24 protein-coding genes are annotated in these 23,284 nt (G+C 72.3%); 13 read left to right on the top strand and 11 right to left on the bottom strand.

The features are described from left to right. The first annotated feature begins 30 nt into the window (after positions 1-30). On the top strand, positions 31-1,260 hold the full coding sequence (locus CGL27_RS39995) for an MFS transporter (RefSeq protein ID WP_240450808.1): 1,230 nt from the start codon (positions 31-33) through the stop codon (positions 1,258-1,260). A 75-nt stretch (positions 1,261-1,335) separates the two neighbouring features. Further along, a complete protein-coding gene (locus tag CGL27_RS39990) occupies positions 1,336-2,373 on the top strand; it encodes a serine hydrolase (RefSeq protein ID WP_240450807.1) in 1,038 nt (345 codons plus the stop codon). Between the two features lie 46 nt (positions 2,374-2,419). On the opposite strand, the gene CGL27_RS39985 is transcribed toward CGL27_RS39990, so the two are convergent. The 4 genes from CGL27_RS39985 to CGL27_RS39970 all read right to left on the bottom strand — a co-directional run bounded on the left by CGL27_RS39985 (position 2,420) and on the right by CGL27_RS39970 (position 6,824). Beyond that, entirely contained in the window at positions 2,420-3,289 is an 870-nt protein-coding gene (locus CGL27_RS39985; RefSeq protein WP_119992431.1) for a glycoside hydrolase family 16 protein, read from the bottom strand. 100 nt (positions 3,290-3,389) lie between these two features. After that, complete coding sequence (locus CGL27_RS39980; RefSeq protein ID WP_119992430.1) at positions 3,390-4,832, bottom strand: ROK family transcriptional regulator; 1,443 nt, start codon at positions 4,830-4,832, stop codon at positions 3,390-3,392. 129 nt (positions 4,833-4,961) lie between these two features. After that, on the bottom strand, positions 4,962-6,215 hold the full coding sequence (locus tag CGL27_RS39975) for an ROK family transcriptional regulator (RefSeq protein ID WP_119992429.1): 1,254 nt from the start codon (positions 6,213-6,215) through the stop codon (positions 4,962-4,964). Positions 6,216-6,401: 186 nt separating this feature from the next. Continuing rightward, complete coding sequence (locus tag CGL27_RS39970) at positions 6,402-6,824, bottom strand: ankyrin repeat domain-containing protein (RefSeq protein ID WP_119992428.1); 423 nt, start codon at positions 6,822-6,824, stop codon at positions 6,402-6,404. A 241-nt stretch (positions 6,825-7,065) separates the two neighbouring features. Here CGL27_RS39970 and CGL27_RS39965 point away from each other — a divergent pair, with 241 nt between their 5' ends. Together CGL27_RS39965 and CGL27_RS39960 are read left to right on the top strand one after the other, a co-directional pair. Continuing rightward, entirely contained in the window at positions 7,066-7,260 is a 195-nt protein-coding gene (locus CGL27_RS39965; RefSeq protein ID WP_059146566.1) for a hypothetical protein, read from the top strand. Position 7,261: 1 nt separating this feature from the next. Continuing rightward, positions 7,262-8,872, top strand: a complete 1,611-nt coding sequence (locus tag CGL27_RS39960) for a hypothetical protein (RefSeq protein ID WP_119992427.1) — start codon at positions 7,262-7,264, stop codon at positions 8,870-8,872. A 79-nt stretch (positions 8,873-8,951) separates the two neighbouring features. Here the strand turns inward: CGL27_RS39960 and CGL27_RS39955 are convergent, their stop codons facing one another. Then, a complete protein-coding gene (locus CGL27_RS39955; protein WP_078639711.1) occupies positions 8,952-10,475 on the bottom strand; it encodes a PLP-dependent aminotransferase family protein in 1,524 nt (507 codons plus the stop codon). A gap of 96 nt (positions 10,476-10,571) precedes the next feature. Between CGL27_RS39955 and CGL27_RS39950 the strand changes: the two genes are divergently transcribed. Both CGL27_RS39950 and CGL27_RS39945 read left to right on the top strand, forming a co-directional pair. Next, positions 10,572-11,228, top strand: a complete 657-nt coding sequence (locus tag CGL27_RS39950; RefSeq protein ID WP_119992426.1) for a hypothetical protein — start codon at positions 10,572-10,574, stop codon at positions 11,226-11,228. Between the two features lie 256 nt (positions 11,229-11,484). Further along, a complete protein-coding gene (locus CGL27_RS39945) occupies positions 11,485-11,862 on the top strand; it encodes an RNA polymerase-binding protein RbpA (RefSeq protein WP_078639713.1) in 378 nt (125 codons plus the stop codon). 188 nt (positions 11,863-12,050) lie between these two features. Here CGL27_RS39945 and fxsA read toward each other — a convergent pair whose 3' ends face one another. Further along, positions 12,051-12,653 carry an FxsA family membrane protein gene (gene fxsA, locus CGL27_RS39940; RefSeq protein ID WP_107438991.1) on the bottom strand — a complete coding sequence of 201 codons (603 nt, stop codon included), beginning with the start codon at positions 12,651-12,653 and terminating at the stop codon, positions 12,051-12,053. Positions 12,654-12,902: 249 nt separating this feature from the next. Between fxsA and CGL27_RS50450 the strand changes: the two genes are divergently transcribed. The 6 genes from CGL27_RS50450 to CGL27_RS39915 are packed head-to-tail and all read left to right on the top strand — an operon-like array spanning position 12,903 to position 16,754. Continuing rightward, entirely contained in the window at positions 12,903-13,067 is a 165-nt protein-coding gene (locus tag CGL27_RS50450; protein ID WP_162953178.1) for a hypothetical protein, read from the top strand. Next, positions 13,064-13,498 carry a monovalent cation/H+ antiporter complex subunit F gene (locus tag CGL27_RS39935; protein WP_078639715.1) on the top strand — a complete coding sequence of 145 codons (435 nt, stop codon included), beginning with the start codon at positions 13,064-13,066 and terminating at the stop codon, positions 13,496-13,498. The genes CGL27_RS50450 and CGL27_RS39935 overlap by 4 nt, the downstream gene beginning before the upstream one ends. Further along, a complete protein-coding gene (locus CGL27_RS39930) occupies positions 13,495-13,776 on the top strand; it encodes a DUF4040 domain-containing protein (RefSeq protein ID WP_119992425.1) in 282 nt (93 codons plus the stop codon). Before CGL27_RS39935 ends, CGL27_RS39930 begins: the two co-directional genes overlap by 4 nt. Continuing rightward, positions 13,773-14,579: an MnhB domain-containing protein gene (locus CGL27_RS39925; protein WP_119992424.1), complete on the top strand. Its 807-nt coding sequence runs from the start codon at positions 13,773-13,775 to the stop codon at positions 14,577-14,579. The genes CGL27_RS39930 and CGL27_RS39925 overlap by 4 nt, the downstream gene beginning before the upstream one ends. Further along, on the top strand, positions 14,576-14,920 hold the full coding sequence (locus tag CGL27_RS39920; RefSeq protein WP_078639718.1) for a sodium:proton antiporter: 345 nt from the start codon (positions 14,576-14,578) through the stop codon (positions 14,918-14,920). The genes CGL27_RS39925 and CGL27_RS39920 overlap by 4 nt, the downstream gene beginning before the upstream one ends. Positions 14,921-14,924: 4 nt before the next feature. After that, complete coding sequence (locus tag CGL27_RS39915) at positions 14,925-16,754, top strand: complex I subunit 5 family protein (protein ID WP_205587828.1); 1,830 nt, start codon at positions 14,925-14,927, stop codon at positions 16,752-16,754. Between the two features lie 25 nt (positions 16,755-16,779). On the opposite strand, the gene CGL27_RS39910 is transcribed toward CGL27_RS39915, so the two are convergent. From CGL27_RS39910 to CGL27_RS39890, 5 genes are all read right to left on the bottom strand, one after another. Beyond that, positions 16,780-16,968 carry a Rho termination factor N-terminal domain-containing protein gene (locus tag CGL27_RS39910; protein WP_059146576.1) on the bottom strand — a complete coding sequence of 63 codons (189 nt, stop codon included), beginning with the start codon at positions 16,966-16,968 and terminating at the stop codon, positions 16,780-16,782. Positions 16,969-17,105: 137 nt separating this feature from the next. Next, positions 17,106-17,828, bottom strand: coding sequence for a polyprenol monophosphomannose synthase (locus CGL27_RS39905; protein WP_208522365.1), 723 nt, complete (start codon positions 17,826-17,828; stop codon positions 17,106-17,108). A 311-nt stretch (positions 17,829-18,139) separates the two neighbouring features. Next, complete coding sequence (lnt, locus tag CGL27_RS39900) at positions 18,140-19,915, bottom strand: apolipoprotein N-acyltransferase (protein ID WP_119992423.1); 1,776 nt, start codon at positions 19,913-19,915, stop codon at positions 18,140-18,142. Positions 19,916-20,492: 577 nt separating this feature from the next. Beyond that, complete coding sequence (locus CGL27_RS39895) at positions 20,493-22,136, bottom strand: amidohydrolase (protein ID WP_119992422.1); 1,644 nt, start codon at positions 22,134-22,136, stop codon at positions 20,493-20,495. A gap of 69 nt (positions 22,137-22,205) precedes the next feature. Further along, positions 22,206-22,646, bottom strand: coding sequence for an Lrp/AsnC family transcriptional regulator (locus tag CGL27_RS39890; protein ID WP_020866923.1), 441 nt, complete (start codon positions 22,644-22,646; stop codon positions 22,206-22,208). A gap of 217 nt (positions 22,647-22,863) precedes the next feature. Here CGL27_RS39890 and CGL27_RS39885 point away from each other — a divergent pair, with 217 nt between their 5' ends. Then, complete coding sequence (locus tag CGL27_RS39885; RefSeq protein WP_078639721.1) at positions 22,864-23,229, top strand: hypothetical protein; 366 nt, start codon at positions 22,864-22,866, stop codon at positions 23,227-23,229. The last annotated feature ends 55 nt before the right edge of the window (positions 23,230-23,284 follow it).

Raw genomic sequence — 23,284 nt, 5'->3', positions numbered from 1 at the left:
TCAGGGAGAAGCAAACAGTTGAGTAGCGATGTGCGCACCACCGTGCCCGATGCCAACCCTGGCGAAGCGGCCGATGGGGAATTGGTACCACCCGAACCGGCCGCACCGTCCTGGGCGGCGGTGTTCTCGCTGGCGATGGGTGTATTCGGATTGCTCACGGCGGAATATCTGCCGACCAGCTTGTTGACTCCGATGGCCGCCGACCTAGGAGTATCGGAAGCTCTGGCGGGGCAGGCGGTGACGGTAACGGCGGCGGCCGCGATGATTTCCGGATTGCTGACGGCGAGCCTGACCCGGAGAATCGACCGACGGATGGTGTTGCTCGGCTTCACCGTCCTATTGATCATATCCAATCTGCTGGTGGCCGTAGCCACCAATATGGCAGTGCTGATGCTGATGCGGATCCTGCTGGGTATCGCACTCGGTGGCTTCTGGAGCATGGCCGCGGCGGTGGCGATGCGTCTGGTGCCCGCGGCTCTGGTTCCGCGGGCGGTATCGATCATCTTCAGTGGCATCGCGGTGGCGACCATCGTGGCGGTGCCGCTCGGCAGCTACCTCGGCGAGCTGGCCGGCTGGCGCAGCACCTTCCTGGCGGCGGCCGGACTCGGGGTCGTGACGTTGGTGTTCCAGCTTTTCACGCTGCCCCGGATGGCGCCCCATGGCACGGCACGGCTGGGCACCTTGTGGGAGGTGCTGCGCCGCCCGGGCTTCGGGGTGGGCATCGTAGGAATGCTGCTGGTTCACATTGGGCACTACGCGCTGTTCACCTATATCCGGCCCGCTCTGGAAAACGTGGTGAAGGTCGACGTGGATGCGTTGGCGCTGCTGTTGTTCGTCTTCGGAGTGGCGAACCTCGTGGGCACACTGGTGTCCGGATGGCTTCTGGAGATCAGCCTGCGCCTGACGTTGACACTGACGCCGGCGCTGATGGGCGTCGCGGCACTGGGCGTGGCGCTCCTTCCCGCCGGGCAAGCCGGGTACGTATTTCTGGTGGTCCTCTGGGGTCTGGCCTTTGGCGGCGTGTCGGTGGCGTGGTCGAACTGGGCGACTCGCATGGTGCCCGACCAGGCGGAAAGTGCGGGCGGGCTCGTGGTGGTGGGCGTGCAGTCCGCTATCGCCGGCGGGGCCGCCGCGGGCGGTCTGATATTCGGTATCGGCGGCGTCGTCACCGTATTCACTGTTTCCGGCGTCGTGTTGCTCGCCTCCGCGTTGCTGATCCTCCTGCGGGTCAAGGCGCCCCGGCGCCTGGTAAGAAACTGACATCGAGCGCAGGAGAGCGAGCGGTTGACGGGGGACGGCATTGTCACGAAAGGGAAGCCCCTGGAGGATGGCTCGGTGAGTGATGCCTGGGCGGGGGTCGACCCCGTCGCGCTGGAAGGTGCCGTGCGGGAGCGGGCCGGGCGGCCCGTGGCCGGGGTCGAGGACATGGAGAGCTATCTCGCGGCGCAGGTGGCGGACGCCTCGCACCGCGAGGTGCTCGGGCCGCTGCTGAGCGGAGACGGCCCCAGTGGTGTGGTCCTACGGCGCGGAGAGGTGCTCGCCCGCTGGGGCGACCCGAACCGGGTGGAGATGGCCTTCAGCGTGACCAAGAGCGTGCTGTCCCTCGTCGCGGGCGTCGCCTTCGACGAGGGACTGCTGTGGCCGGACGAGCCCGTGCACACCTCCGTGGAGCTGCCCCAGTTCGCGGACGAGCACGGGCGCCGGATCACCTGGCGCCATCTGCTGGACCAGACGAGCCAGTGGGAGGGCGAGCTGTGGGGGAAGCCGACGCGCGTGGACGCCCAGAGCGTCCGCGAGGGCACGGAGTCGGCGGGCGGCCCGCCCGGTGAAGGGTGGGCCTACAACGACGTCCGGGTGAATCTGACGGCGCTCGCGCTCACCGTCCTGGTGCGGCGTCCGCTGCCGGAAGTGCTGCGCACCCGTGTCATGGAGCCCATCGGGGCCTCCGCCTCATGGTCATGGCACGGCTACGCCAACTCCCACGTGGACGTCGGCGGCATCCGCCTCCCCGTGGTGTCCGGCGGCGCCCATTGGGGCGGCGGGCTGTGGATCAGCGCGCTCGACCTGGCGCGCGTCGGCCAACTCTGCCTGCAGGGCGGGGAGTGGGCCGGGCGCCGGGTCGTGTCCCGACACTGGACCGCGGAGCTGTGGACGCCGTGTTCCGTCAAGCCGGAGTACGGGCTGTCCTGGTGGCTCAACGACGGCCGCGTGGTGTGGCCACAGGCCCCGTCGACCGGGCGCTGTGCCCGGGGCAACGGCGGCAACCACCTCTTGTGGGTGGACCCGGCCCGTGACCTCACGCTCGTCTCACGCTGGGGAGCCGATGTGGAAGCCCTGATCGTGGCGGTCTCGGAGGCGGTCCGCCCCGGATGACGGCCTGAGGCCACCGCTCAGCGGGCTTCCACATCGGCTGTCTCCGTCAGCTGCCGCCCGTCACCTTGACGTAGTCGACGACCAGCTGCTGCGGGAAGGAAGTGTTGCCGTCCGGGTCGCCGGGCCAGTAGCCGCCGACGGCCAGGTTGAGAATGATGTAGAAGGGGTGGTCGAAGACCCAGCGGTTGCCGTTCAGGTCGGCGGGGGTGCGGGTCTGGTAGACGTTGCCGTCGACGGACCAGGTGATCTTGTTGGGCGACCAGTCGATGGCGAAGGTGTGGAAGGCGTCGGAGAACTTGCCGCCGTTGGGGAGGGTGTAGCCGGCGCCGATGCCGCCCGAGCCGGAGTAGCCGGGGCCGTGCAGGGTGCCGTGGACGGTGCTGGGCTCGAAGCCCACGTTCTCCATGATGTCTATCTCGCCGCAGTTGGGCCAGCCGGCGCTGCCGATGTCATTGCCGAGCATCCAGAAGGCGGGCCACATGCCCTGGCCCTGGGGCAGCTTCATCCGGGCCTCGACATGGCCGGAGGCCGTGGTGAACTTCTGCGAGGTGTTGAGGCGGGCGGAGGTGTACTCGCACCGGCCGTACCAGCAGTTGTAGTTGGCCGGGTTCTCCTTGCGGGCGGTGATGACGAGGTTGCCGTTGCCGTCCAGCGCCGCGTTCTTGTTGCCGTCGGTGTAGTACTGACGCTCGTGGTTGTTGACGTTGTCGCCGGTCTCCACGCCCCACTTGGAGCCGTCGACCCCGCTGCCCGCCGCGCCGTCGAAGTTGTCGGTGAACTCGGCGGCGGCTGCGGTGTTGGCTTTGGTGTCGGTGGCCTTGGGGGTGGCCGTGGCCGGGGCGGTGAGCCAGGGAGTGGCGGCGAGCGCGGTCGCGGAGAGCAGACCGATCACGGTGTTGCGCACAGTTTTTCTCATGGAGCGGTGGTGCCTTCCTGTGTGGGGGATGGGACCGGTGGGTGCCGGTCCGGTGGGGGGAAGGTGTGCGTCCGGCGGCTGGGGGCCGGGGTCCGCGGCGCTATGGCACGGGCGTACGGGTGGGAGGGGTGCCCATCAGCGCTCGTCGGGGAGTGGCGGTCGGGGGACGGTCGGGAGGGGTGCCCGTCAGCGCACGTCGGGGGGCGGTGGCCGGGCGACGGGCGGGACGGTGCGCGTCCTCGGTGAGGAAGCGGCCGACGGGGACGGTGGCGGCGCCGAGCGCCACGGCGTGGGGGCCGACCCGGCACAGCCCGATGGTGGTGTGGGCGTACGGCCGGCGCAGCGCCTGCGCGGCGACCGTCTCGCGGATCCGGGGCAGCATACGGGCGCCGAACAGCAGCCCGGCCCAGCCGCCGAGGATGATCCGCTGCGGGTTGAAGAGGTTGACCAGGTTGGCGATCCCGGCGCCCAGATACACCGCCGCCTCCTCCAGCACGCGCTGCGCGGCGGATGAGGTGTCGGCGGCCGCGAGCAGCCCGGCGAACGTGGACTCCTTGTCGACGCCGGGGATGGTACGGCCGCGCCGGGCCTGCCGGAAGCGCTCCAGGACCGCCTCGGCGCCGACGTACGCCTCCAGGCAGCCGCGCGCGCCGCACCGGCAGCGGCGGCCCCCGGCCTGGACGGTGGTGTGGCCCCACTCGCCCGCGCTGTTGGTGGCGCCCCGGTAGGGGGCGCCGTGGGTGATGACGCTCGCGCTGACGCCGGAGCCGATGACCGCGACGACGGCGTGCTGGACGCCGCGTCCGGCGCCGAACCACATCTCGGCCCGGCCCATGGCCTCGGCGCCGTGGTCGATGTGCAGGGGCAGTGCGGTGCCGGTGCTCAGCAGCCGCTCCAGGGGGAGGGCGTTCCAGCCGGTGGCCGATACGCCGATACCGACGCCGAGGATGTGCCCCTGGGGGATCCCGGCTTCCTCGATGACGGCGTCGAGACCGGTCAGGATGTGGCCGACGACGGTTTCGGCGTCGCGCTCTTCGGAGGGTAACGGGTAGACGACACCGGCCCGTTGGGTGAGGGCGAGGTCGAACAGCCCGACGCGGACCCGGGTGTCGGCGACCTCGACGCCGATGACGTACCGGTGCTCGGGGACCAGCCGCAGCCGTGCCCCGGCCCGGCGGCCCACCGCGACGAGGGCCGATTCCGCCTCGGTGACGACGCCTTCGGTGACGATGCCTTTGGCGACGGCGTCTTTGGTCGCGGCGTCTTTGATGACGGTGCCGCTGGTGACGGTGCCGCTGGTGACGGCGTCTTGGGTGATGAGGCTTTTGGTGACGGCGCCTTCGGTGACGACGCCTTCGGCGATCAGTTTGCCGATGGCCGTGCGCACGGTGGTGGCGCTGAGCCCCGTACGGCGGACGAGCTCCTGCCGGGTGAGCGGGGCATGGAAGTACAGCGTCCACAGCAGTGAGGCGCGGCTGCCGTGTCGCGGATCGCGCACGGTGGTGCGCAGCGAGGGCTGGGCTGCCTGCGCCTGGGCCGTCATCGGTCACCTCCGGGGAGACACAATGTCCAGCCCTGTTCGAGTCATGTCAATAGGTCTGGACCTTCTTGTCTCAAAGAATTTGAGACGGGCCCTGACCCAACTCCCCCTGAACCGACAGAAGTCGAACCCTCAGCGCGCTCCGCCGGTGGCGAGGAAGTGTGCCAGCGGGAGGGTGGCCGCACCCAGCGCCACGGCGTCGGGCCCCAGTTCGGCCAGCCCGATCTCGGTCTGCGCGTACGGCCGGTGCAGCGCGTAGGAGGCGGTGGCGGCCCGGATTCTGGGGAGGCCCCGGCCGCCGAGGAGCAGTCCGGCCCAGCCGCCGAGGATGATCCGCTCGGGGTTGAAGAGGTTGATCAGATCGGCGATACCGGCGCCGAGGTAGGCGGCGGTCTCCTCCAGCACCTCGCGCGCCCGCGCCTCGGTTCCGGCGGCCCCTACGACCGCGGCGAACGCGGCCTGCTGATCCTCACCGGCACCGTCCGCGCCGCCTTCACCGGCACCGTCCGCACCACCCGCCCCCGTGCGGTCGCCGCGCGCCGCGCGCCCGTAGCGGTCGAGCACCGCCTGCGCCCCCACGTACGCCTCCAGGCAGCCGACCGCACCGCATCGGCAGGCGCGCCCGCCGACCTGGACGACCGTGTGCCCCCACTCCCCCGCGCTGCTGGTCGCGCCCCGGTACGGCGCCCCGGCGGTCACGATGGCCGCGCCGACGCCGGAGCCGATCAGCGCGATCACCGCGTTGTCCGCGCCACGGCCCGCCCCGAACCACATCTCGGCCTGCCCCTGCGCGGTGGCGCCGTTGTCGATGAACAGCGGCAGATCGGTGCCGGTGCGCAGCAGCCGCTCCAGCGGCACCGCGTCCCGGCCGGCGGTCGGGCCGTGGACGAGGACCTCGTCGCCCTGTTCGACCACACCGGGGACACCGACCCCGACGCCGATGACCGCCTCCGGCTCCGTGCCGCTCTTGGCGACGACCGCTTCGAGGCCGGTCAGGATGTGGCCGACGACCGGCTCCGGGTCCCTCTCCAGCCCGCCGGGCGTCAGCGGATGCTCCCACCGCGCCAGTTCGGTCAGCATGAGGTCGAACAGCTCCACGCGCACATGGGTCTCGCCGACGTCGACCCCGATGAGATGGCCGCTGCCCGGCGCGACCCGCAGCAGCGTACGAGGGCGGCCGCCGTCGGACTCGACGGACCCGGCCTCCTCCACCAGTGCGTCGGCGAGCAGTTCGCCGACGACGTTGCTGACCGAACCGGAGCTGAGCCCGGTGAGCGTCCCCAGTTCCTGACGGCTCACCGGGCCCTGGAAGTACAACTGGCGCAGCAGCGTCGAGCGGTTGCCGCGCCGCAGGTCGCGGACGGTCCGTCGGTTCATCTGACCCATCGGGCTCCTTCCCCCTGCCCGAACCTACCTGACGCGGCCGCTCTTGACGCCGACTGGTTTCATCGCTTAACTCACGGTCTGAATGAAGTCTCGCGCTTCACCTTTTGAACGGTCAATGGCGTCCGACCGTCAAGGGCAACCGACGGGCCGACGGAAGCCGCCCCTGGCCGCCGCCGCGCGGCCCCGCTACTCCGCGCCCGGCGCCTGGAAGAGCGCGAGCAGATCCTCCCGCCCGAACATCCGCGCCGTCTCGACGGCCGAGGGCGATCCGGAGCGCGGGTCGGCGCCCTTGGCCAGCAGCACCCTCAGCACCTCCTCCTCGCCCTTGAACGCGGCCCCGGCGATGGGCGTCTGGCCCCGTTCGTTCACCCGATTGGGGTCGGCGCCGCGCTCCAGCAGGGCCGACACCGCCGCGGGGTGGCCGTAGTAGGCCGCGAGCATGAGCAGGGAATCGCCCTTGTCGTTGGTGAGGTTGGCCGGGACGCCCGCGTCCACGTAGGCGGCGAGCGTATCGGTGTCACCCTGCCGGGCCAGGTCGAAGACCTTGGCCGCCAGTTGCAGCACCTCCGGGTCGTGGGCGGGCTCGCTCTCGGGGTTCGATTGGGTCATGACCTGTCGCCTCCGGCTTCGCTACCTCGGTATGTGATCACCCACCCTAAGGACGGCGACCGAGCCGCCCGAGGAGGTGGCCACCCCCGCGGGAGGAGGCGGTCGGCTCGGAGCACCACGCCTCCAAGGTGATGATTACACCGATAATCCACCCAATTGCACCTTTCGCCCGATGGATACATGCTGTGATCCTGGAACCACTCATGGTGACTGACCGTCCCCCATCAGCCAGGAGACCGTGATGATCCTGTCCATTTCCGGCGTCGTACTGCTCGGCATCGTTGTCTTCATCTTCTTCCGCAAGGACGGGCTGAAGGGGTCGCACGCCATCATCTGCGCGCTCTTCGGCTTCTATCTCGCGTCCACCGCGATCGCGCCGAGCATCAAGGCAGGCGGTGCGAGCCTCGCCAGCCTCCTGGGCGGGATCAAGATCTGACGTGGCACGGAGACCGCTCCCCCGACTCCGCCTCGGCGGCGCCGAAGGCACCCCGCTCATCCCGTTCCTCCGTGGCCGCGCGTTCGCCCGCACCGCGGCCGACGGCGTCGCCGATGTCCTCCACCCTCTGGTCGCGCTCTCCCGGGGGATGCGCCTGCTCGCCGCCACCGGGCGGCGGAAGTGGATGGAACTGCCGGGCGACCGCCGTGGACCGGTGTTCGTCCTCGTGATCGCCTGCGGCTTCGTCCTCTTCCTGCTGCCGTACGGGCCACTGACGGCGGCGATCAGCCTGATCGGCGCGGCGGGCTGGGCCGGGCGGGGGCGCGCCCCCGCCGCGTCGGGGACGCCCGGCACGGACGGGGCCGAGCGGCTGCGCACGCTCTACGAGGCCCTGGTGCCGTACTTCTCCGCCTCCGAGGACCCCAGCCCGCTCTACAGCCACGGCGGCGACTGGTCCACGGTGTTCGACTCCTTCGCCTTCGACGAGGACGGACGGCTCACCCGACTGCGGCTCCGCTACCCCGCCTACTTCACCGACGGCGAGCCCGCGGCCCGCACCCGGGTCGAGCAGTTGCTGTACGCGAAGTCGGGACGCGGCCGTGAATATCTGTTCGAGTGGGACGAGGAGGCCAACGGCCTCAACCTGACCGTGCTGCCGGCCCTGTCCACCGCGATCCACGCCCAGCGCTTCGTCACCGCGCCCGGCGAGACGGTGCTGGGCTTCACCGACCCGTCGTCGGTGCAGCGGACGCTGCCGGTACTGGCGGAGCCGGAGCGCTGCGAGGAGAGCACGGGGGTCGAGCGGGCGGCGGGGGACGGACCGGAGACCCATGACGTACCGCCGGTGGTCTGGCGCACCGGCCCGCGGTCGACCGAACCGCATCTGCTCGCGCTCGGCCAGCCCGGAAGCGGCACCACGACCCTGCTGCGCTCCATCGCGCTGCAGGCGCTGCCCCATGGCGAGGTGCTGGTGGTGGACGGCGGCGGCACCGGCGAGTACGCGTGTCTGGGCGGGCGGACGGGGGTGCTCGCGGTGGAGTCCGGGCTGGCCGGGATGCTGGCCACGCTGGAGTGGGCGGGCCATGAGACCGAGCGCCGGCTGATCGGCGCCAACCGCGCCCGCCAGTTGGGGCATTCGCCGCCGGACGACATCCAGCGCCCGCTGTGGATCCTGCTGGACCGGCCGTCGGTGATGAGCCAGCTCGCGGCGGCCGACGGCCGCACCGACCCGCAGGAGCTGCTGGCCGTGCCGCTGCGGCACGGACGGGCGGCGAACGTACGGGTCGTGGTGGCCGATCAGCTGGATGCCGCGGAGGGCCTGAGCGACGCCGTGCGGCGCCACACCCGGGCCCGGGTGGTGCTGGGCCCGGTCTCCTCCGAGCAGGTCACGGCCGTCCTCGGGACGCCGCCGCACACCACGCCGACGCCCGAGGTGCCTCCCGGCCGCGGCTATGCCCGCCTCGGCGCGGGCCCGGTGCACCGCCTCCAGGTGCCGGCCACGCCCGATCCGTACGACGAGGCGGTGAGCGAGGCCGAGCGGCAGGCGGTGCTCCGGCTGCTCCCCGCTCCGGACCCGGCGGCGCCCACGGCCCCGGCACCCGTCGGCAGATGACCCGTCGGGGTGACCGGCCGGAGTGACCCGCCGAAGCACGTCCCGGCGGGTCACGTCGCGGCGGGCACGTCCCGGCGGGTCAGGCCACATACGTACGGGGCGACTCGGCCTCGATCGTGGCGCCCGAGGCCACCAGGTCGGCGGCGGCGGCGAGCCGGGTGGCGGCCTTCTCGGCGACCGCTCCCCCGACGGTGAACGGAAGCCGTACGTACCCCTCGAACGCGCCGTCCACCCCGAAGCGGGGCCCCGACGGCACCCGGACCCCCAGCCGGGCGCCCGCCTCCGCGATGCGCGAGCCGGAGAGGCCGCCGGTGCGGGCCCAGAGGGTGAGCCCGCCGTGCGGGACGGTGAACTCCCAGTCGGGCAGATGGCGTCGGACGGCGTCGACGAGCGCGTCACGGTTGCCGCGGGCGAGTGCCCGGCGCACCTCGATGGCCTCCTCCCAGCCACCGGTGTTCAGCAGCCAGGCGACGGCGAGCTGTTCGATGACGGGGGTGCCCAGATCCGCGTAGGCGCGGGCGGCGACCAGGCTGCGGATGACATCGGGCGCGGCGCGCACCCAGCCGATGCGCAACCCCGCCCAGAACGACTTGCTCGCCGAGCCGACGGTGATCACGGTGCTGCCCCCGGGGTCGAAGGCGCAGACCGGGCGGGGCAGCGCCACCTCGTCGTCCAGGCGCAGCTCGGTCATGGTCTCGTCGGCGATCAGGATCGTTCCGGCGGCGCGGGCCGCGTCGACGAGCTGCCGGCGCTGCTCCTCGGTGGCCAGGGCGCCGGTGGGGTTGTGGAAGTCGGCGATGACATAGGCCAGCCGGGGCGCGGCGGCGCTGAGGACCTGGCGCCAGGCCGGGATGTCCCAGCCCCCGAGTTGGTCGGCCACCGCGACGGGTACCAGCCGGGCGCCCGCCTCCCGCATCAGCTGGAGGATGTTGGCGTAGCTGGGTGATTCGACGGCGACCCGCTCCCCGGGCCGGACCATCAGCCGGCAGGCGGCGGCGACCGCCCCCATGGCGCCGGTGGTGACCATGATCTGCTCGGGCATGGTCGGTATGCCGCTCGCGGTGTAGCGGTCGGCGAGCGCCTGGCGCAGGGCGGGCAGCCCGGCGGGGTAGTCGCCGTGGGTGCGGGCGTAGGGCGGCAGTTCGTCCAGGGCGCCGTGCATGGCGCGGGTGAGCCACGGTTCAGGGGCGGGCAGCGCGGCACAGCCGAGGTCGATGACGGACGCCGCGGCCTCGGGCGGGAGCGGATCGAGCCCCCGGGTGGGCAGCGGGCTTCCGGCGGGCATGGCGGTCCAGCTCCCGGCGCCGCGCCGGGACTCCAGGAACCCCTCGCCGCGCAGCGCCTCATAGGCGGCGGCGACGGTGGTGCGGCTGACCGCGAGCGCCGCGGCGAGCTCGCGCTCGGCGGGGAGGCGTGCCGCGACCGGAACCCGGCCCTCCAGGATGAGCAGCCGTACGCCGTCGGCCAGGGAGCGGTAGGCGGGGACGCGGCGGCCCCCGGTCAGTGAGGCCGCGGCCCCGGCGGCCACGCCGTCACGGGTGTGCTGCGACCCGAGCAGCCGGGCCAGTTGGGGTGCGCCGACCGCGGACGTCCATGGACTCATCGAAAGCGGTCCACCTTTCGGAAATTGGCCGTAGAACTGGACTGGTTCCAGGCCACAGAGTGACATGCCGCAGGCCACTCACACCAGGAGCTCGCATTGTCCGATCGCCTTCCACGCCGCCTTGTCCAGCTCTACGTGGGGCTCGTCCTGTACGGCGCGTCCATGGGGCTCCAGTTGCGCGCCGCCGTCGGTCTCGACCCCTGGGACGCCTTCCACCAGGGCATCGCCGAGCACACCCCGCTGTCGATCGGCACGGTGACGGTCGTCGTCGGCCTCGTCGCGCTGCTGCTGTGGATCCCGCTGCGTGAGCGACCGGGCCTCGGCACAGTGTCGAACGTGATGGTGCTCGGGCCGGTGATGGACGCCACCATGTGGCTGATACCGGAGCAGGAGTCGCTGGCGGTGCGGATCCCGATGCTGCTCTTCGCGATCGTGCTGTGCGGCGCGGCCACCGGGCTCTACATCTCGGCGCGGTTCGGGGCGGGCCCGCGGGACGGGCTGATGACGGGGCTGCACCGGCGCACCGGGTGGTCGCTCCGGCTGGTGCGGACCGGGATCGAGCTGGCGGTGCTGGCCACCGGCTTCGCCCTGGGCGGGTCGGTGGGACTGGGTACGGTGCTGTTCGCGCTGACCATCGGGCCGCTGTCGCAGTTCTTCCTGCGTGTCTTCGCGATTCCCGCGCCCACCGGGACGCCGGGCCCCGGGATCATGGCGCGCGGCGGTGCCGAGCCCCAGGTCCGGGACCTGATTTAGGGCTGGCGCGATCGGGGCGGTAGTGTACGCCCTTGGCCTACCAGGCGGACCGTTACTGCGCGCTAAAGTACCAGAAACGCTGGGTGACATCTGCTGCCAGATGTGACAAACCGGGCGCCTGTGGGTAGAACAACGGGGCGGCACGACGGGCGACGCATGTCCCAATACGGGAATCTTCACCGCCGACCGGACGTTGACCGGATGACGACGACAGCGACACCTGTCCTGTGGGCGACAAGCCCGGGAGGCACGATTCATGAGTGAGCGAGCTCTCCGCGGCACGCGACTCGTGGTGACCAGCTACGAGACCGACCGCGGCATCGATCTGGCCCCGCGCCAGGCGGTGGAGTACGCATGCCAGAACGGCCATCGATTTGAGATGCCGTTTTCGGTAGAGGCGGAGATCCCGCCGGAGTGGGAGTGCAAGGCGTGCGGCGCCATGGCACTCCTGGTGGACGGCGACGGACCTGAGGAGAAGAAGGGCAAGCCTGCGCGCACGCACTGGGACATGCTCATGGAGCGGCGCACCCGCGAGGAGTTGGAGGAGGTGCTGGCCGAGCGGCTGGCGGTCCTGCGCTCCGGCGCCATGAACATCGCCGTGCATCCGCGGGACACGACACGTAAGTCTGCCTGAATCCGAGCGGCAGCACTGAGAGAACAAGGGCCGGGGCCACTGCTGAGCAGTGGCCCCGGCCCTTGTTCGCGTTGGCGTCGGCCTCCGCGGTGGCATCGGCGTCGGGTGGGGCTGTGGCCGCCGGTGGCCCGGCCCCGGCCCTGAGTACGACCGACGGCACGGCGCGGCACATCCGGCGGAGCGCTCAGTCAGCCCCGGTCGCGTGGCCGCAGCCCGGGGCCCGGCTCTCCATCGCCGTCCCGGTCCCGGTCGTCCCCGTCCTTGATCACCTCGCCCTGGATGACCGTGCCCCGCTCCGCGCGCGCCTGTCCGCCCCGGCGCTCCCACTCCTCACGGGCCTGAAGGAAGGGGTCGGACGGGGATCCGGGGACGAAGCCCATCCGGCGCGACAGCGCACTCTCCGCGCGGCGTCGCAGCAGCGCCCGGGTCGGCGGGAACAGACACACCAGCGCGGCCACGTCCGATATCAGCCCCGGCACCATGAGCAGCAGCCCGCCGAGCATGGTGAAGGAGCTTCCGGGCCGCACCGAGGGCTCCTCGGCGCCGCCCGGCCGCATCGACCCGGCCAAGCTCTGCCACGCCCGGCGGCCACCGCGCTTGACCACGGCCCCGCCCACCACCACGCCCGCGACCAGCAGCAGGAAGACGGTCAGCCCACCGGCCAGGTCCGCCACCAATGTCAGCAGCCAGATCTCCAGAACCAGCCAGGCGGCGATCCCCAGCGGCACGAAGGTGCGGGCGCGTGAGCGCTTCGGGCGGGTCGGGTCGCTCTGCTGGGATGCGCCGGTCATCATGCCTCCAAGTGTGCCCGGACCCGTGCGCGAAACGGAGCCCGGGGCCGCGTGGCCAAGGGGATCGAGGGGATCTCATGGGTTCCAACGTGCGAGGTGTCCCAGAGGCTCCAGCAGCCGGAAAGGAGTCCGAAGAGGAGTCCAAGGAGGACTCCGAAGAGACACGAAGAGGACCCGAAGGAGACCGGACGGAATCCGCGGGGAATCGGCGGTGGCGGTCCGGGTACCCGCTGTCGGCGGAGGTGTCGAATGACGGGTGTGCTGGAGGTCCTGGTGTGGTGGGCGGCGCTGGCCGGGATCTGGCTGGTGCTGATCGGCACCGTCGACCCCCTGGAGATCCTGGTCGGGTCGGCCGCCGCGCTGGCCGCCGCCCTGCTCGCCCGCGCCGGGCGACGGGCGGTGACGGGCCGGTGAGCACCTCCGAGGGCTGGCTGGTGGCGGCGCTGGTGCCGCTGCTCGCGCTGGTGCCGGTGCTGTGGCGGATCGCCTACGGCTCGCCCAAGGACCGGCTGATCGGCCAGAACCTCACCTCGCTGCTGGCCGGGCTGGTGCTGCTGCTGGCCGCGCAGGGCTTCCACCGGACCTCGTACACCGATGTGGCGCTGGTGGTCAGCGTGCTCGGCCCGACCGGAACGCTGATCTACGCCCGCTTTCTGGGCGTCCTGCCCGACTCGCGGCTGGTGCGGTGGACGGCACTGGTGGGGGTGCCCGCCACGGTGCTGCCGCTGTGCGTGGCGACCGGGCCCGGCCGGGCCATGGCGAAGCTGCTGCTGATCGGCGCGCTGCTGATCGCGGGCAGCGTGGTGACCAGCGCCCGCGGCGGAAACGGGGGCATCACGGCATGACCGATGTGCTGATCGTCGTCGCGCTGCTGCTGGTCGCGGGCGCCGCCACCGCCGCCGTGCTCAACCGGGACCCGGTGCGGCAGACGCTGGTGCTGTCCTTCCTCGGCCTCGCGCTGGCCCTGCTGTTCACCTTCCTCCAGGCGCCGGACGTCGCGCTCTCGCAGCTCGCCGTCGGCTCCGCGGTGACGCCGCTGATGATCCTGCTGACCGTGCGCAAGGTGCGACGGCGCCCGGGGGACGGCGACGGCGCGGACCAGCGGGCGGGCCGTGAGCGATGAGCGCCCGGGTCCGGCTGTGGGTCTTCCTGGTGGGCGCCGCCGGGTTCGCCGTGCTGTTCGCCGTCGCCTGCTTCGGCCTGCCGGCGTTCGGCACCGGCACCGGCCACCACCCGTACGGCGTCCGGGCCGTGCACGCCTCCTTGAGCCATCACACGGCCAATGTCATCGCGTCCGTCAACTTCGATCTGCGCGCCTTCGACACGCTCGGCGAGGAGACCATCTTCTTCTCCGCCGTCCTCGGCACCGTGGTGCTGCTGCGCCAGGCCCGGGACGAGCACCGCAAGGATCCCGAGCCCGCCGTGGTCCACCCACGGGTGCGCCGGTTCGCGCTGCTGATGCTGCCGCTCGCCCTGCTGGTGGGGCTGTATGTGATCGCGCACGGTCAGATCAGCCCGGGCGGCGGCTTCCAGGGCGGGGTGGTCGCCGCCACCGCGCTGCATCTGCTCTACATCGCCGCCGACTACCGGGCCCTGGAGCGGGTCCGGCCGCTGACGCTCTACGAGATCGGGGAGGCCGCGGGCGAGGTGGCCTATGTCATCACCGGGCTCGCGGCCGTCCTCGCGGGGGCGGCGTTCCTCGCGAACGTCCTGCCGTTCGGGACCTTCGCGACCCTGTCCTCGGGCGGCACGGTGCCGGTGCTCAACGCGGCCGTCGGCCTGGAGGTCGCCAGCGGGGTCGTGGTCCTGCTGGCCCGCTTCCTGGACCAGGCCGTGGAGATCGAGGAGCCCGGGGAGGGCGACGGGAGCCCGCGCGGCGCGGGAGACGGCGGAGACAACGGAGACGACGAGAGGGAGCGAGCGTGACGGTCCTGCCGTACCTGGTCGCCGGATGGATCTTTCTGATCGGTGTGTACGGGCTGGTGACCAGCCGGAACCTGATCCATGCCGTGGGGTGCCTGGCGGTCACCCAGTCCTCCACCTATGTGCTGCTGCTCGCCGTCGGCTACCGCAACGGCGGCACCGCCCCGGTCTTCGCCGACGCGCCCACCGACAGCCGGGTGGTCGACCCGGTGGTCCAGGCGCTGGCCCTCACCGACATCGTGGTCGGCGCGACCGTGACCGCGCTGCTGCTCGCGCTCGTCGTCCAGCTCCGCAAACGCCATGGCACGGTCGACCCGGACGCCCTGTCGGAGCTGAAGGGCTGACCGGGTGGACACCGCGCGACTGCTGCCGCTGGTGGTGGCGGCACCGCTGATGGGCGCGGCGGTGCTGGTTGCCACGGGACGGCGGCTGCCCCGGTTCGCCTCCGACGTTCTGGGCTGCGCCTTCGCGACCGTCACCGCCGTACTGGCGCTCCTGGTGCTGTTCCGGGCCGGTCATCCCGGGCCGGAGGCGTATCCGGTGGAGTGGGTGGGCGGCTGGCGGCCGGTGGGCGGCGGCGCGGCGGGCATCGTGCTGGTCGGCGATCCGCTGGGCGCCGGGCTCGCGGCGCTGGCCTCGCTGCTCGTCGTCGCCGTCCTCCTCTACTCCTGGCGCTACTTCGAGCAGCCGCCGCGCCGCCACACCGGCTCCTTCCCCGCGCTGATCCTGGTGTTCCAGGCGGGCATGTGCGGTTTCGCGCTGACCGGCGATCTGTTCAACGCCTTCGTCTTCTTCGAGCTGATGGGCGTGGTCGCCTACGCGCTGACCGGCTTCCGGGTCGAGGAGCCCAAGCCGCTGCAGGGCGCGCTGGCCTTCGGGGTGGTGAACTCCCTGGGCGCCTACGTCACCTTGCTGGGCATCACGCTGCTGTACGCGCGCACCGGGGAGCTGGGGTTCGCGCAGATCGGGCGGAAGCTGGACGCGGGCGGGCCGGACGGGCTGGTGCTCGCCGCGTTCGTCCTGGTGACGACGGGTCTGCTGGTGAAGGCGGCCGCCGTCCCGTTCCACTTCTGGCTGCCGGACGCGCACGCGGTCGCCCCGACGCCCGTGTGCATGCTGCTGTCCGGGGTGATGGTGGAGCTGGGTGTCTACGGGGTCGCCCGGGTCTACTGGACGGTCTTCGCCGGGCCCGGCGGTCTCTCCCACCCCGACTTCACCCGCGCCCTGCTGGTGCTGGGCGTCCTCACGGCCCTGCTGGGGGCGGTGATGTGCTGGCAGCAGCGCCATCTCAAACGGCTGCTGGCGTTCTCGACCGTCTCCCACACCGGGCTGTTCCTGATCGGCGTCGCCGTGCTGACCCCCGAGGGGATCTCGGGCACGGCGCTGTACGTCCTCGGCCATGCGGGGGTGAAGGCGGCCCTCTTCGCCTGCGCCGGGGTGCTGCTGGACCGGTACGCGTCGGTGGACGAGCACGAGTTGTTCGGCCGGGCCCGGGAGCTGCCGGAGGTCGGGGCACTGTTCGCGGTGGGCGGTCTGGCCTTGAGCGGGCTGCCGCCGTTCGGCTCCGGGCTCGGCAAGGCCGTCGCCGAGGAGGCCGCGGGGCACACCGCCGCATGGCTGCCCGCGCTCTACGTCCTGGTGTCGGCGGTGACCGGGGGCGCGGTGCTGCGCGCCGGGCTGCGGATCTTCGCCGGAGTGGGGCGGCGGCCCCGGGACGGGCAGGAGAGCGGCCCGGAGACCACCGGCGAGGAGGAGCCCGAGACCGGCCGCCGCCTCGGGCAGATCCCGGTGCCGCTGCTGGCGGTGCCCGCCGTGCTGCTGGCCGCGTCGCTGGCCATCGGGGTGATCCCGGCCGTCGCGTCCGCGGTGGGCCGGGCCGGGGCGCTGTTCACCGACACCGGCGGCTACCGGCGGTCGGTGCTCGACGGACGCGCCACGGCCGTCCCGGCGTCCGTGCCGCCGCACTGGCAGGCGACCGGGATCCTGCTCGGGCTGCTCTCCACTGCCCTCGCCATCACCCTGGCCACACTGGCGGTACGGCGGCCGGTCCACACCGGGACGGCCGCGCTACTCGCGCCCGTACGGCGGCTGCAGTCCGGGCATATCGGCGACTACGTCGCCTGGCTGGTCGCCGGGACGGCACTGCTCACGGTGCTGACCGTCCCGGGGGTCCGCTGAGACCGAGACGCGCTCGGTCCCGTGGTCAGCGGTGGCGCAGTGCCGAGATCAGCTGACTCTTGGACATCTGGGACCTGCCCTCGATGCCCGCCTTCTGGGCCTCGCGGTACAGATCCTCCTTGGTCCGCATCTCCATGCTGCCCGACTTGGCGCTCCCTCGGGCCGCCATGCCGCGCGCCGTCGACTTCCCGCTCTTCGTGGTCGCTTTAGCCATGTTCCGCCTCCTTCCGCCTCAAGTGTCCGGTACGGGACGGAAGGACGCCTGCGGGACTACTCCGAGCGCGAAGGCGGAGGACCGGAGATTCGGACCCGGCGGGACCGTAAGCCCGGCCCGGGGGCCCGGAGCCGGGTTTACGGCTCCTTGCGTCCCAGCATCTTGTTGACCCGCGAGCCCACGCCCCAGGACATGACCCGCCAGGCCGCCTCCGTGACGATGTCGCGGCTCATCTTGCTCTCGCCGCGCTCGCGTTCGATGAAGGTGACCGGAACCTCGATGACATGGAAGCCCGCCTTGATGGCCCGCCAGGCCAGGTCGATCTGGAAGCAGTAGCCCTGGGAGGCGACCTCGTCCATGCCGATGCCCTCGAGCGTCTCCTTACGGAACGCGCGATAGCCGGCCGTCATATCGCGGATCGGCACATCGAGGAGAAGGCGGGAGTACGTGCTGCCGCCCCGGGAGATGAACTCGCGGGACTTGGGCCAGTTGACGATGCGGCCGCCGGGCACCCAGCGGGAACCGATCACCAGATCCGCGCCCTTGAGCGCGGTGAGCAACCGGGGCAGTTCCTCGGGCTGGTGGGAGCCGTCGGCGTCCATCTCCACCAGCACGCCGTAGCCGTGCTCGATGCCCCAGCGGAACCCGGCCAGATAGGCGGCGCCGAGGCCCTCCTTGCCCTTGCGGTGCAACACCTTGACGCGGTCGTCCTCGGCGGCCAGCTCATCGGCGACCTTGCCGGTACCGTCCGGGCTGTTGTCGTCCGCGACGAGGATGTGCGCGTCCGGAACCGACTCCCGGACCCGCTCGACGATCGACTTGATGTTCTCCGCCTCGTTATAGGTCGGGATGATCACCAAGGTCGTACCGAGCGGGCCATACTTCCGCCGGCCACCGTCGTCCTGACGCTCGCGGCCCGGCTCCGCATCCGCGCCGTCGGTGCGCGGCTCGTCGGCTTCGGCCAACGGCGCGTCGGCCTTCGTGCTGGGCTCCGCGGCTCCGGTACCCGGCTCGTCGGCCTTCGCGCTCGACTCACCAGCCTTCGCACTCGGCTCTCCGGCCTCGCGTGCGTCGCTCACGGCGTCGGATTGTTCGCTTCTCCGCCCGTGAGACGAATCATCACGGTCGTTGCTCCGGCGCGGCTCCTCGGCCTCGCGTGCGTCGCTCACGGCTACTGCCCCTTCTCGTCCGTACGTCCCCGACGGCCGATCGTGATCGCGGCCGCGCAGGACAGAACGCCCACCATAGCGAGCACCCACTCGGGGATCGCACCGACGCGGTCGGCCAGGGTCTTGCCGTCACGCAGCGGGATGCGCGCGGTGAGCACATCTCGCGTGAATTCTTTCGTCCGCTGCTCGATCCTGCCATCCGGGGAGACCACGGCGCTGATCCCGCTCGTGGCCGCGGTGATCACCGGCCGACCGTGTTCGATCGCCCTCAGCTTGGACATGACCAGCTGCTGCTCGGGCTGGCCGCTGCGCCCGTAGGTGGCGTTGTTGGTCTGGACGACGATCGCCCGGGCGCCCGCGTTGACCGTGTCGCGGACGATCTCGTCGTAGGCGACCTCGAAGCAGATCACATCGCCGAGCCGGGCGGGGCCGACCTTGAGCACGCCGGTGTGGTCGCCGGGGTAGAAGTCGCGGGGCACCCGCTGGAGCCGGGTGATGATCTTGCTGAGCTGCTGGCGGAAGGGGACGTACTCACCGAAGGGCACGGGGTGCTGCTTGGTGTACGAGGCGCCGGGGCCGCTCTTCGGGTCCCAGACGATGCCCTGGTTCTCCACATAGCCCTGTTTGGTCGGATGGTCGACCAGGGCGCCGACCAGCACCGGAACGCCGATCGCCTTCACGGCCTCGTCCATCCGGGCGTATGCCTCCCGATACTGGAAGGGATCGAGGTCGGAGGCGTTTTCCGGCCAGATGACGAGATCGGGCTTGGCGATCCGGCCCGCCTTGACGTCCTTGGCCAGGTCCAGGGTCGCGTTCACATGGTTATTGAGGATCTTCATCGGGCGGCCCAGGAAGTCCATCCCGGCCTGCTGCACATTGCCCTGGACGACGGCGATGTCGACCGAGTCGTCGGCGGCGGTGGGGATGGGCACCGCGAATCCGGTCACCGTCACGGCGGCGGCGACGGCCACGGCCCCGGCGGCGGGCAGGGCGCCGCGCGGCGAGAGGCCCCCGGCGCGGCGCAGCCGCCACAGGACGAGCGCGGCGGAGGCGAGCGCCCCGCCCGTCAGCGCGACGCCGAAGGTGACCAGCGGGGCGCCGCCCAGCGCGGCGAGCGGGGTGTAGGGCGAGCCGGTATTGGCGAAGGCCAGCCGGCCCCAGGGGAAGCCGCCGAAGGGCACCCGGTCGCGGGCCCACTCCTCGGCGACCCACAGACAGGCCGTCCACAGCGGCCACAGGGCCGGTACCGGCAGCCGGGAGACCAGGGCCAGGCCCGCCCCCATCAGCGCGAGGAAGGCCGCCTGGATGACCGACAGGCCGATCACCGCGTCCCAGCCCACGACGCTGAGCCACTTCAGCAGCAGCAGGAAGAACGGCACCCCGAAGGCGAAGCCCGTCCAGGCGCCCTGGCGCGCGGTCCGGCCGTGGGTGAGCAGGGCCAGGGCGGCGACGGCCACCAGGGACAACGGCCACACCCCGAACGGCGGGAAGGCGAGGCCGAGCGCGAGCCCACTGACCGCCGCCAACGCGCTGCGCCGCGCCTCACGGCGGGCGAGCAGGCCCAGACGGCGCAGCCGGCCGGGCCGCCGCTCTCCGCCGGACGGCTCGGACGCGGTCGCGGGCGCCGCGGTCCCGGTCTGGCCGCCCTCGGCGGTGTCACCGCCTTCGACGGCGCCGCCGGTGGGCGGCGTGACGGCGGGGCCGGACCGCGGACCCGGACGGTCTGCGTCCGGCCCGGTGGGGGCGGTTTCGGCGGTGGTGTCGGAACCCGATGGCACGGTGCGGCCTTCCTACAGGTCGTGCTGTGGTGAAGTGACCGTATAACGCGGGCGCCCAGAAGTTGTCCCGAGGTGCGGATTGTGACCTCGGGCTATGGAAACGCTTCGGCCATGGCGGGGGTTCCTCGCCCGGCGGCGGCCCCGCCCCCGCGTCGGGGGACGGTCCGCCGGTGTGCGCGTGCGGAGTGGGGGCCCGACGCCCTTCGGGCCGACCTGGGACCCGCTGGCTGCGGATCGACCGAGAGCCGTTGTCTACTGAGCGTCCGGGCCCCTCCCGGGTCGCACCTGCCGACCCGGCGATCCCTCCCTCGCCCCCGTGCGCTGGACCTGGCTCCCAGTGGCGGCGCACCGCGGCGGCGCGTCTCCCTCTGGCCCAGCGGCGTTCGACGACTGCGTGAAGATTCCCCGGTCGGGCGTCCAGTGGTGGACGAGGCCGAACCTACCGGCCACCGACCGCACCCTGTCAACAGCCACATGACCTGCGCCGTTTCCTCAAATGACCAGGTCAGTACGGACGATGTTCAGATGCCACGACAGGCCGGGGGCTCATCGTTCGGCGGTACGGGGCGCCCGCGCGTCACTCGTCCGGCCGGAGGTGGACGGTGTGTCCGCCCACCACCGTGCGCACGCAGACGGGCAGTTGACCGCCGGGGGTGAGGTCGGGCAGGCCGGGGGTGCCGGAGCGGGGGTCGGTCGACCATCCGGCGACCCGCGTGTCGGGCACCTGCACGATGAGTTCACCGGTCCGCCAGATCGCGTAGTCGGCGGGCGCGCCGGGCACCAGGACGCCCGCGTCGTCCCGCCCGATGGCCCGCCAGCCGCCGCGGGTGTGAGCGGTGAAGGCGGCGCGGACGGAGATCCGGTGTTCCGGGGTGCGGTGGAAGGCGGCGGCGCGCACGGTGCCCCAGGGGTCGAGCGGGGTGACCGGGCTGTCGGAGCCGAGCGCCAGGGGCACACCGGCGCGCAGCAGCGCCGCGTACGGGTTGAGGGTGCGGGCCCGCCCGGGGCCGAGCCGCTGGGCGTACATGCCCTCCTCGCCACCCCACAGGGCGTCGAAGGCGGGCTGGACGGAGGCGGTGAGGCCGAGGTCGGCGAAGGCCGCGATGGTCCCGGGAGTGAGCATCTCGGCGTGTTCGACGCGGTGGCGGGCGGCGCGGACGCGGGCGAGCCCGGCCTTGTCGGCGGCGGCCCGTACGCCCTCGACGACGGCCGTGACGGCGGCGTCGCCGATGGCGTGGAATCCGGCCTGGATCCCGGCCTCGGTGCAGGCGATGACATGGGCGGCGATGGCCGCCGCGTCCAGATAGGCGGTACCGGTGTGCGGCGTGTCGGCGTACGGCTGGTGGAGACACGCCGTGTGCGAGCCGAGCGCCCCGTCGGCGAAGAGGTCGCCCGCCGCGCCGATGGCGCCGAGTTCGCGCACCTTGTCCAGGTCGGCGGCGCTGCTCGCGGCCTCCGCCCAGTAGCCGTGGACCCGCGGTCCCGGCTCCCCGGCGGCAAGCTTCAGCAGCCCGGTGAGGTCGTCCTCGGAGGAGATGTCGGGCCCGGCGCATTCGTGGAGGGAGCCGATGCCGAGCGAGGCCGCGCGGGCCAGGGCGGCCCGCTGGGCGTCGGTGCGCTGCCGCTCGGTTACGGCCGCGTGGGCGGCGGCCCGGACGGCGTGGTGGGCGGCGCCGGTCAGGGGGGCGTCGGCGCGGTGGCCGACCAGGTCCGACACGCCGGGGACGCGGTCGAGGAGGGCGGTGGTGACGACGGCGGAGTGCACATCGATGCGGGTGAGATAGAGGGGGCGGCCGCCGGTCGCCTCGTCGAGTTCGGCCCGCGACGGCGGCCGTCCCTCGGGCCAGCGGGCGGCGTCCCAGCCATGGCCGAGCAGCACCCGGTCGGCGGGGCGGGCGGCGGCGAAGGCGCGCACCCGCTCCAGCGCGTCGGCGAGCGTACGGGCGCCGGTGAGATCGAGTCCGGTAAGGGCGAGCCCGGTCGCGGTGGTGTGCACATGCGCATCGGTGAACGCCGGGGTGACCAGTGCCCCGTCCAGCGGGATGATCTCGTCCACGCCGTCCGCGAAGCTGTCCGCGGCCCCTTCGGAGCCGACCCAGGCGATGGTGCCGCGCTCGACGACCATCGCGGTCGCGAACGGGTCGGCGGGGCTGTGGACCTCACCTCCGCGCAGCAGGACGGTACGGCCTTCGGGGGCCTGGGCGGGGGTCGGGTCGTTCACGGCGGGCTGCCTCGGGGGGTATCAGATGAGGGGGCTGGGAAGGGGGCCCGGCAAAGAGAGGCCGGGCGTTCAGACGCGCGGCGGGCGCGCCTCGTAGGGCGTGGAGAGGACCACGGTGGTGCGGGTGGAGACTCCGGCCAGCGAGCGGATCCGGCTGAGCAGGTGCTCCAGCTCCAGCGGGGTGGCGACGCGCACCTTGAGGATGTAGTTCTCATCGCCCGCGACGCTGTGGCACGCCTCGATCTCGGGCACCTCGGCAAGCCGCTCGGAGATGTCGTCGGGCGCGCTGGGGTCGAAGGGTTTGACCGAGATGAACGCGGTGAGAGGCAGCCCGACGGCCTCGGGGTCCACGACGGCGGCATAGCCGCGGATCACGCCCCGTTGTTCGAGGCGGCGAACCCGCTGGTGCACGGCCGATGTGGACAGGCCGGTGGCCTTGCCCAGGTCCGTGTAGCTCATCCGGCCGTCCTTGACGAGCAGCTCCACGATCTGTCTGTCCAACTCCTCCACAGCCGATCACCTTATGTGGTCGGGAGGGCTCCGGCACAACGGGTGGGCACACCGGGCAGAGACGCCCGTACGCCGCACCTGCACCAGGCATGTGACGAACACCACATCTCCTCATGGGTGTCCTATGAGTTGCCGCGATTACCTATGCGGCCGCGAGGGAAATGCTTGCTGTGGTCGAGGCCGACGCGCCCGACCAGCCCACCCGAGGGGGAAACACATGCCTCAGCTCGAGCGCCTCGACACAGGCGACATCGATACCGACGAGCACAACGACACCTATGAGATGTTCCGGGTGATCTGCCCGGACTGCGCGCGCCCCATCGCGCTCCTCGCCGACGAGGACGTTCTTCCCGAGCACGCGCTCTGCTCCTCCCCGTGGGACCCGTTCGGGCTCACGGTCTGCGCCGGCACCGGCCGCCGGGCGGCCGACGCCGCCCCCGCCGACGCGTCGCTGGAGGCGCGGGAGCGGGACGCCGCGCTGCTGCTGACCCTTCCGGCGGGCCTGGACTGGCGGACGCAGCCGTTCTCACACCTCGGCGGCCCCGGCTCACAGCCGGTCCGCTCCCCGGTGACGCGGCGGTAGGCGAACGGCGGGGGCGCATGCCGCGCCCCCCACCGAAACACCCGGCTCAGCCGGT

The sequence above is a fragment of the Streptomyces sp. 11-1-2 genome (assembly GCF_003595545.1).
Lineage (GTDB): Bacteria > Actinomycetota > Actinomycetes > Streptomycetales > Streptomycetaceae > Streptomyces > Streptomyces hygroscopicus_B.
Note: the sequence above shows the minus strand (reverse complement) of the source record. Positions and strands in the feature narration are given on the sequence as shown.

Coding starts and splice junctions, on each gene's coding strand:
- CGL27_RS39985 (WP_119992431.1), bottom strand. CDS start 3,289: ATGAGAAAAACTGTGCGCAACACCGTGATCGGTCTGCTCTCCGCGACC.
- CGL27_RS39980 (WP_119992430.1), bottom strand. CDS start 4,832: ATGACGGCCCAGGCGCAGGCAGCCCAGCCCTCGCTGCGCACCACCGTG.
- CGL27_RS39975 (WP_119992429.1), bottom strand. CDS start 6,215: ATGGGTCAGATGAACCGACGGACCGTCCGCGACCTGCGGCGCGGCAAC.
- CGL27_RS39970 (WP_119992428.1), bottom strand. CDS start 6,824: ATGACCCAATCGAACCCCGAGAGCGAGCCCGCCCACGACCCGGAGGTG.
- CGL27_RS39965 (WP_059146566.1), top strand. CDS start 7,066: ATGATCCTGTCCATTTCCGGCGTCGTACTGCTCGGCATCGTTGTCTTC.
- CGL27_RS39955 (WP_078639711.1), bottom strand. CDS start 10,475: ATGAGTCCATGGACGTCCGCGGTCGGCGCACCCCAACTGGCCCGGCTG.
- CGL27_RS39945 (WP_078639713.1), top strand. CDS start 11,485: ATGAGTGAGCGAGCTCTCCGCGGCACGCGACTCGTGGTGACCAGCTAC.
- fxsA (WP_107438991.1), bottom strand. CDS start 12,653: ATGACCGGCGCATCCCAGCAGAGCGACCCGACCCGCCCGAAGCGCTCA.
- CGL27_RS50450 (WP_162953178.1), top strand. CDS start 12,903: ATGACGGGTGTGCTGGAGGTCCTGGTGTGGTGGGCGGCGCTGGCCGGG.
- CGL27_RS39930 (WP_119992425.1), top strand. CDS start 13,495: ATGACCGATGTGCTGATCGTCGTCGCGCTGCTGCTGGTCGCGGGCGCC.
- CGL27_RS39925 (WP_119992424.1), top strand. CDS start 13,773: ATGAGCGCCCGGGTCCGGCTGTGGGTCTTCCTGGTGGGCGCCGCCGGG.
- CGL27_RS39910 (WP_059146576.1), bottom strand. CDS start 16,968: ATGGCTAAAGCGACCACGAAGAGCGGGAAGTCGACGGCGCGCGGCATG.
- CGL27_RS39885 (WP_078639721.1), top strand. CDS start 22,864: ATGCCTCAGCTCGAGCGCCTCGACACAGGCGACATCGATACCGACGAG.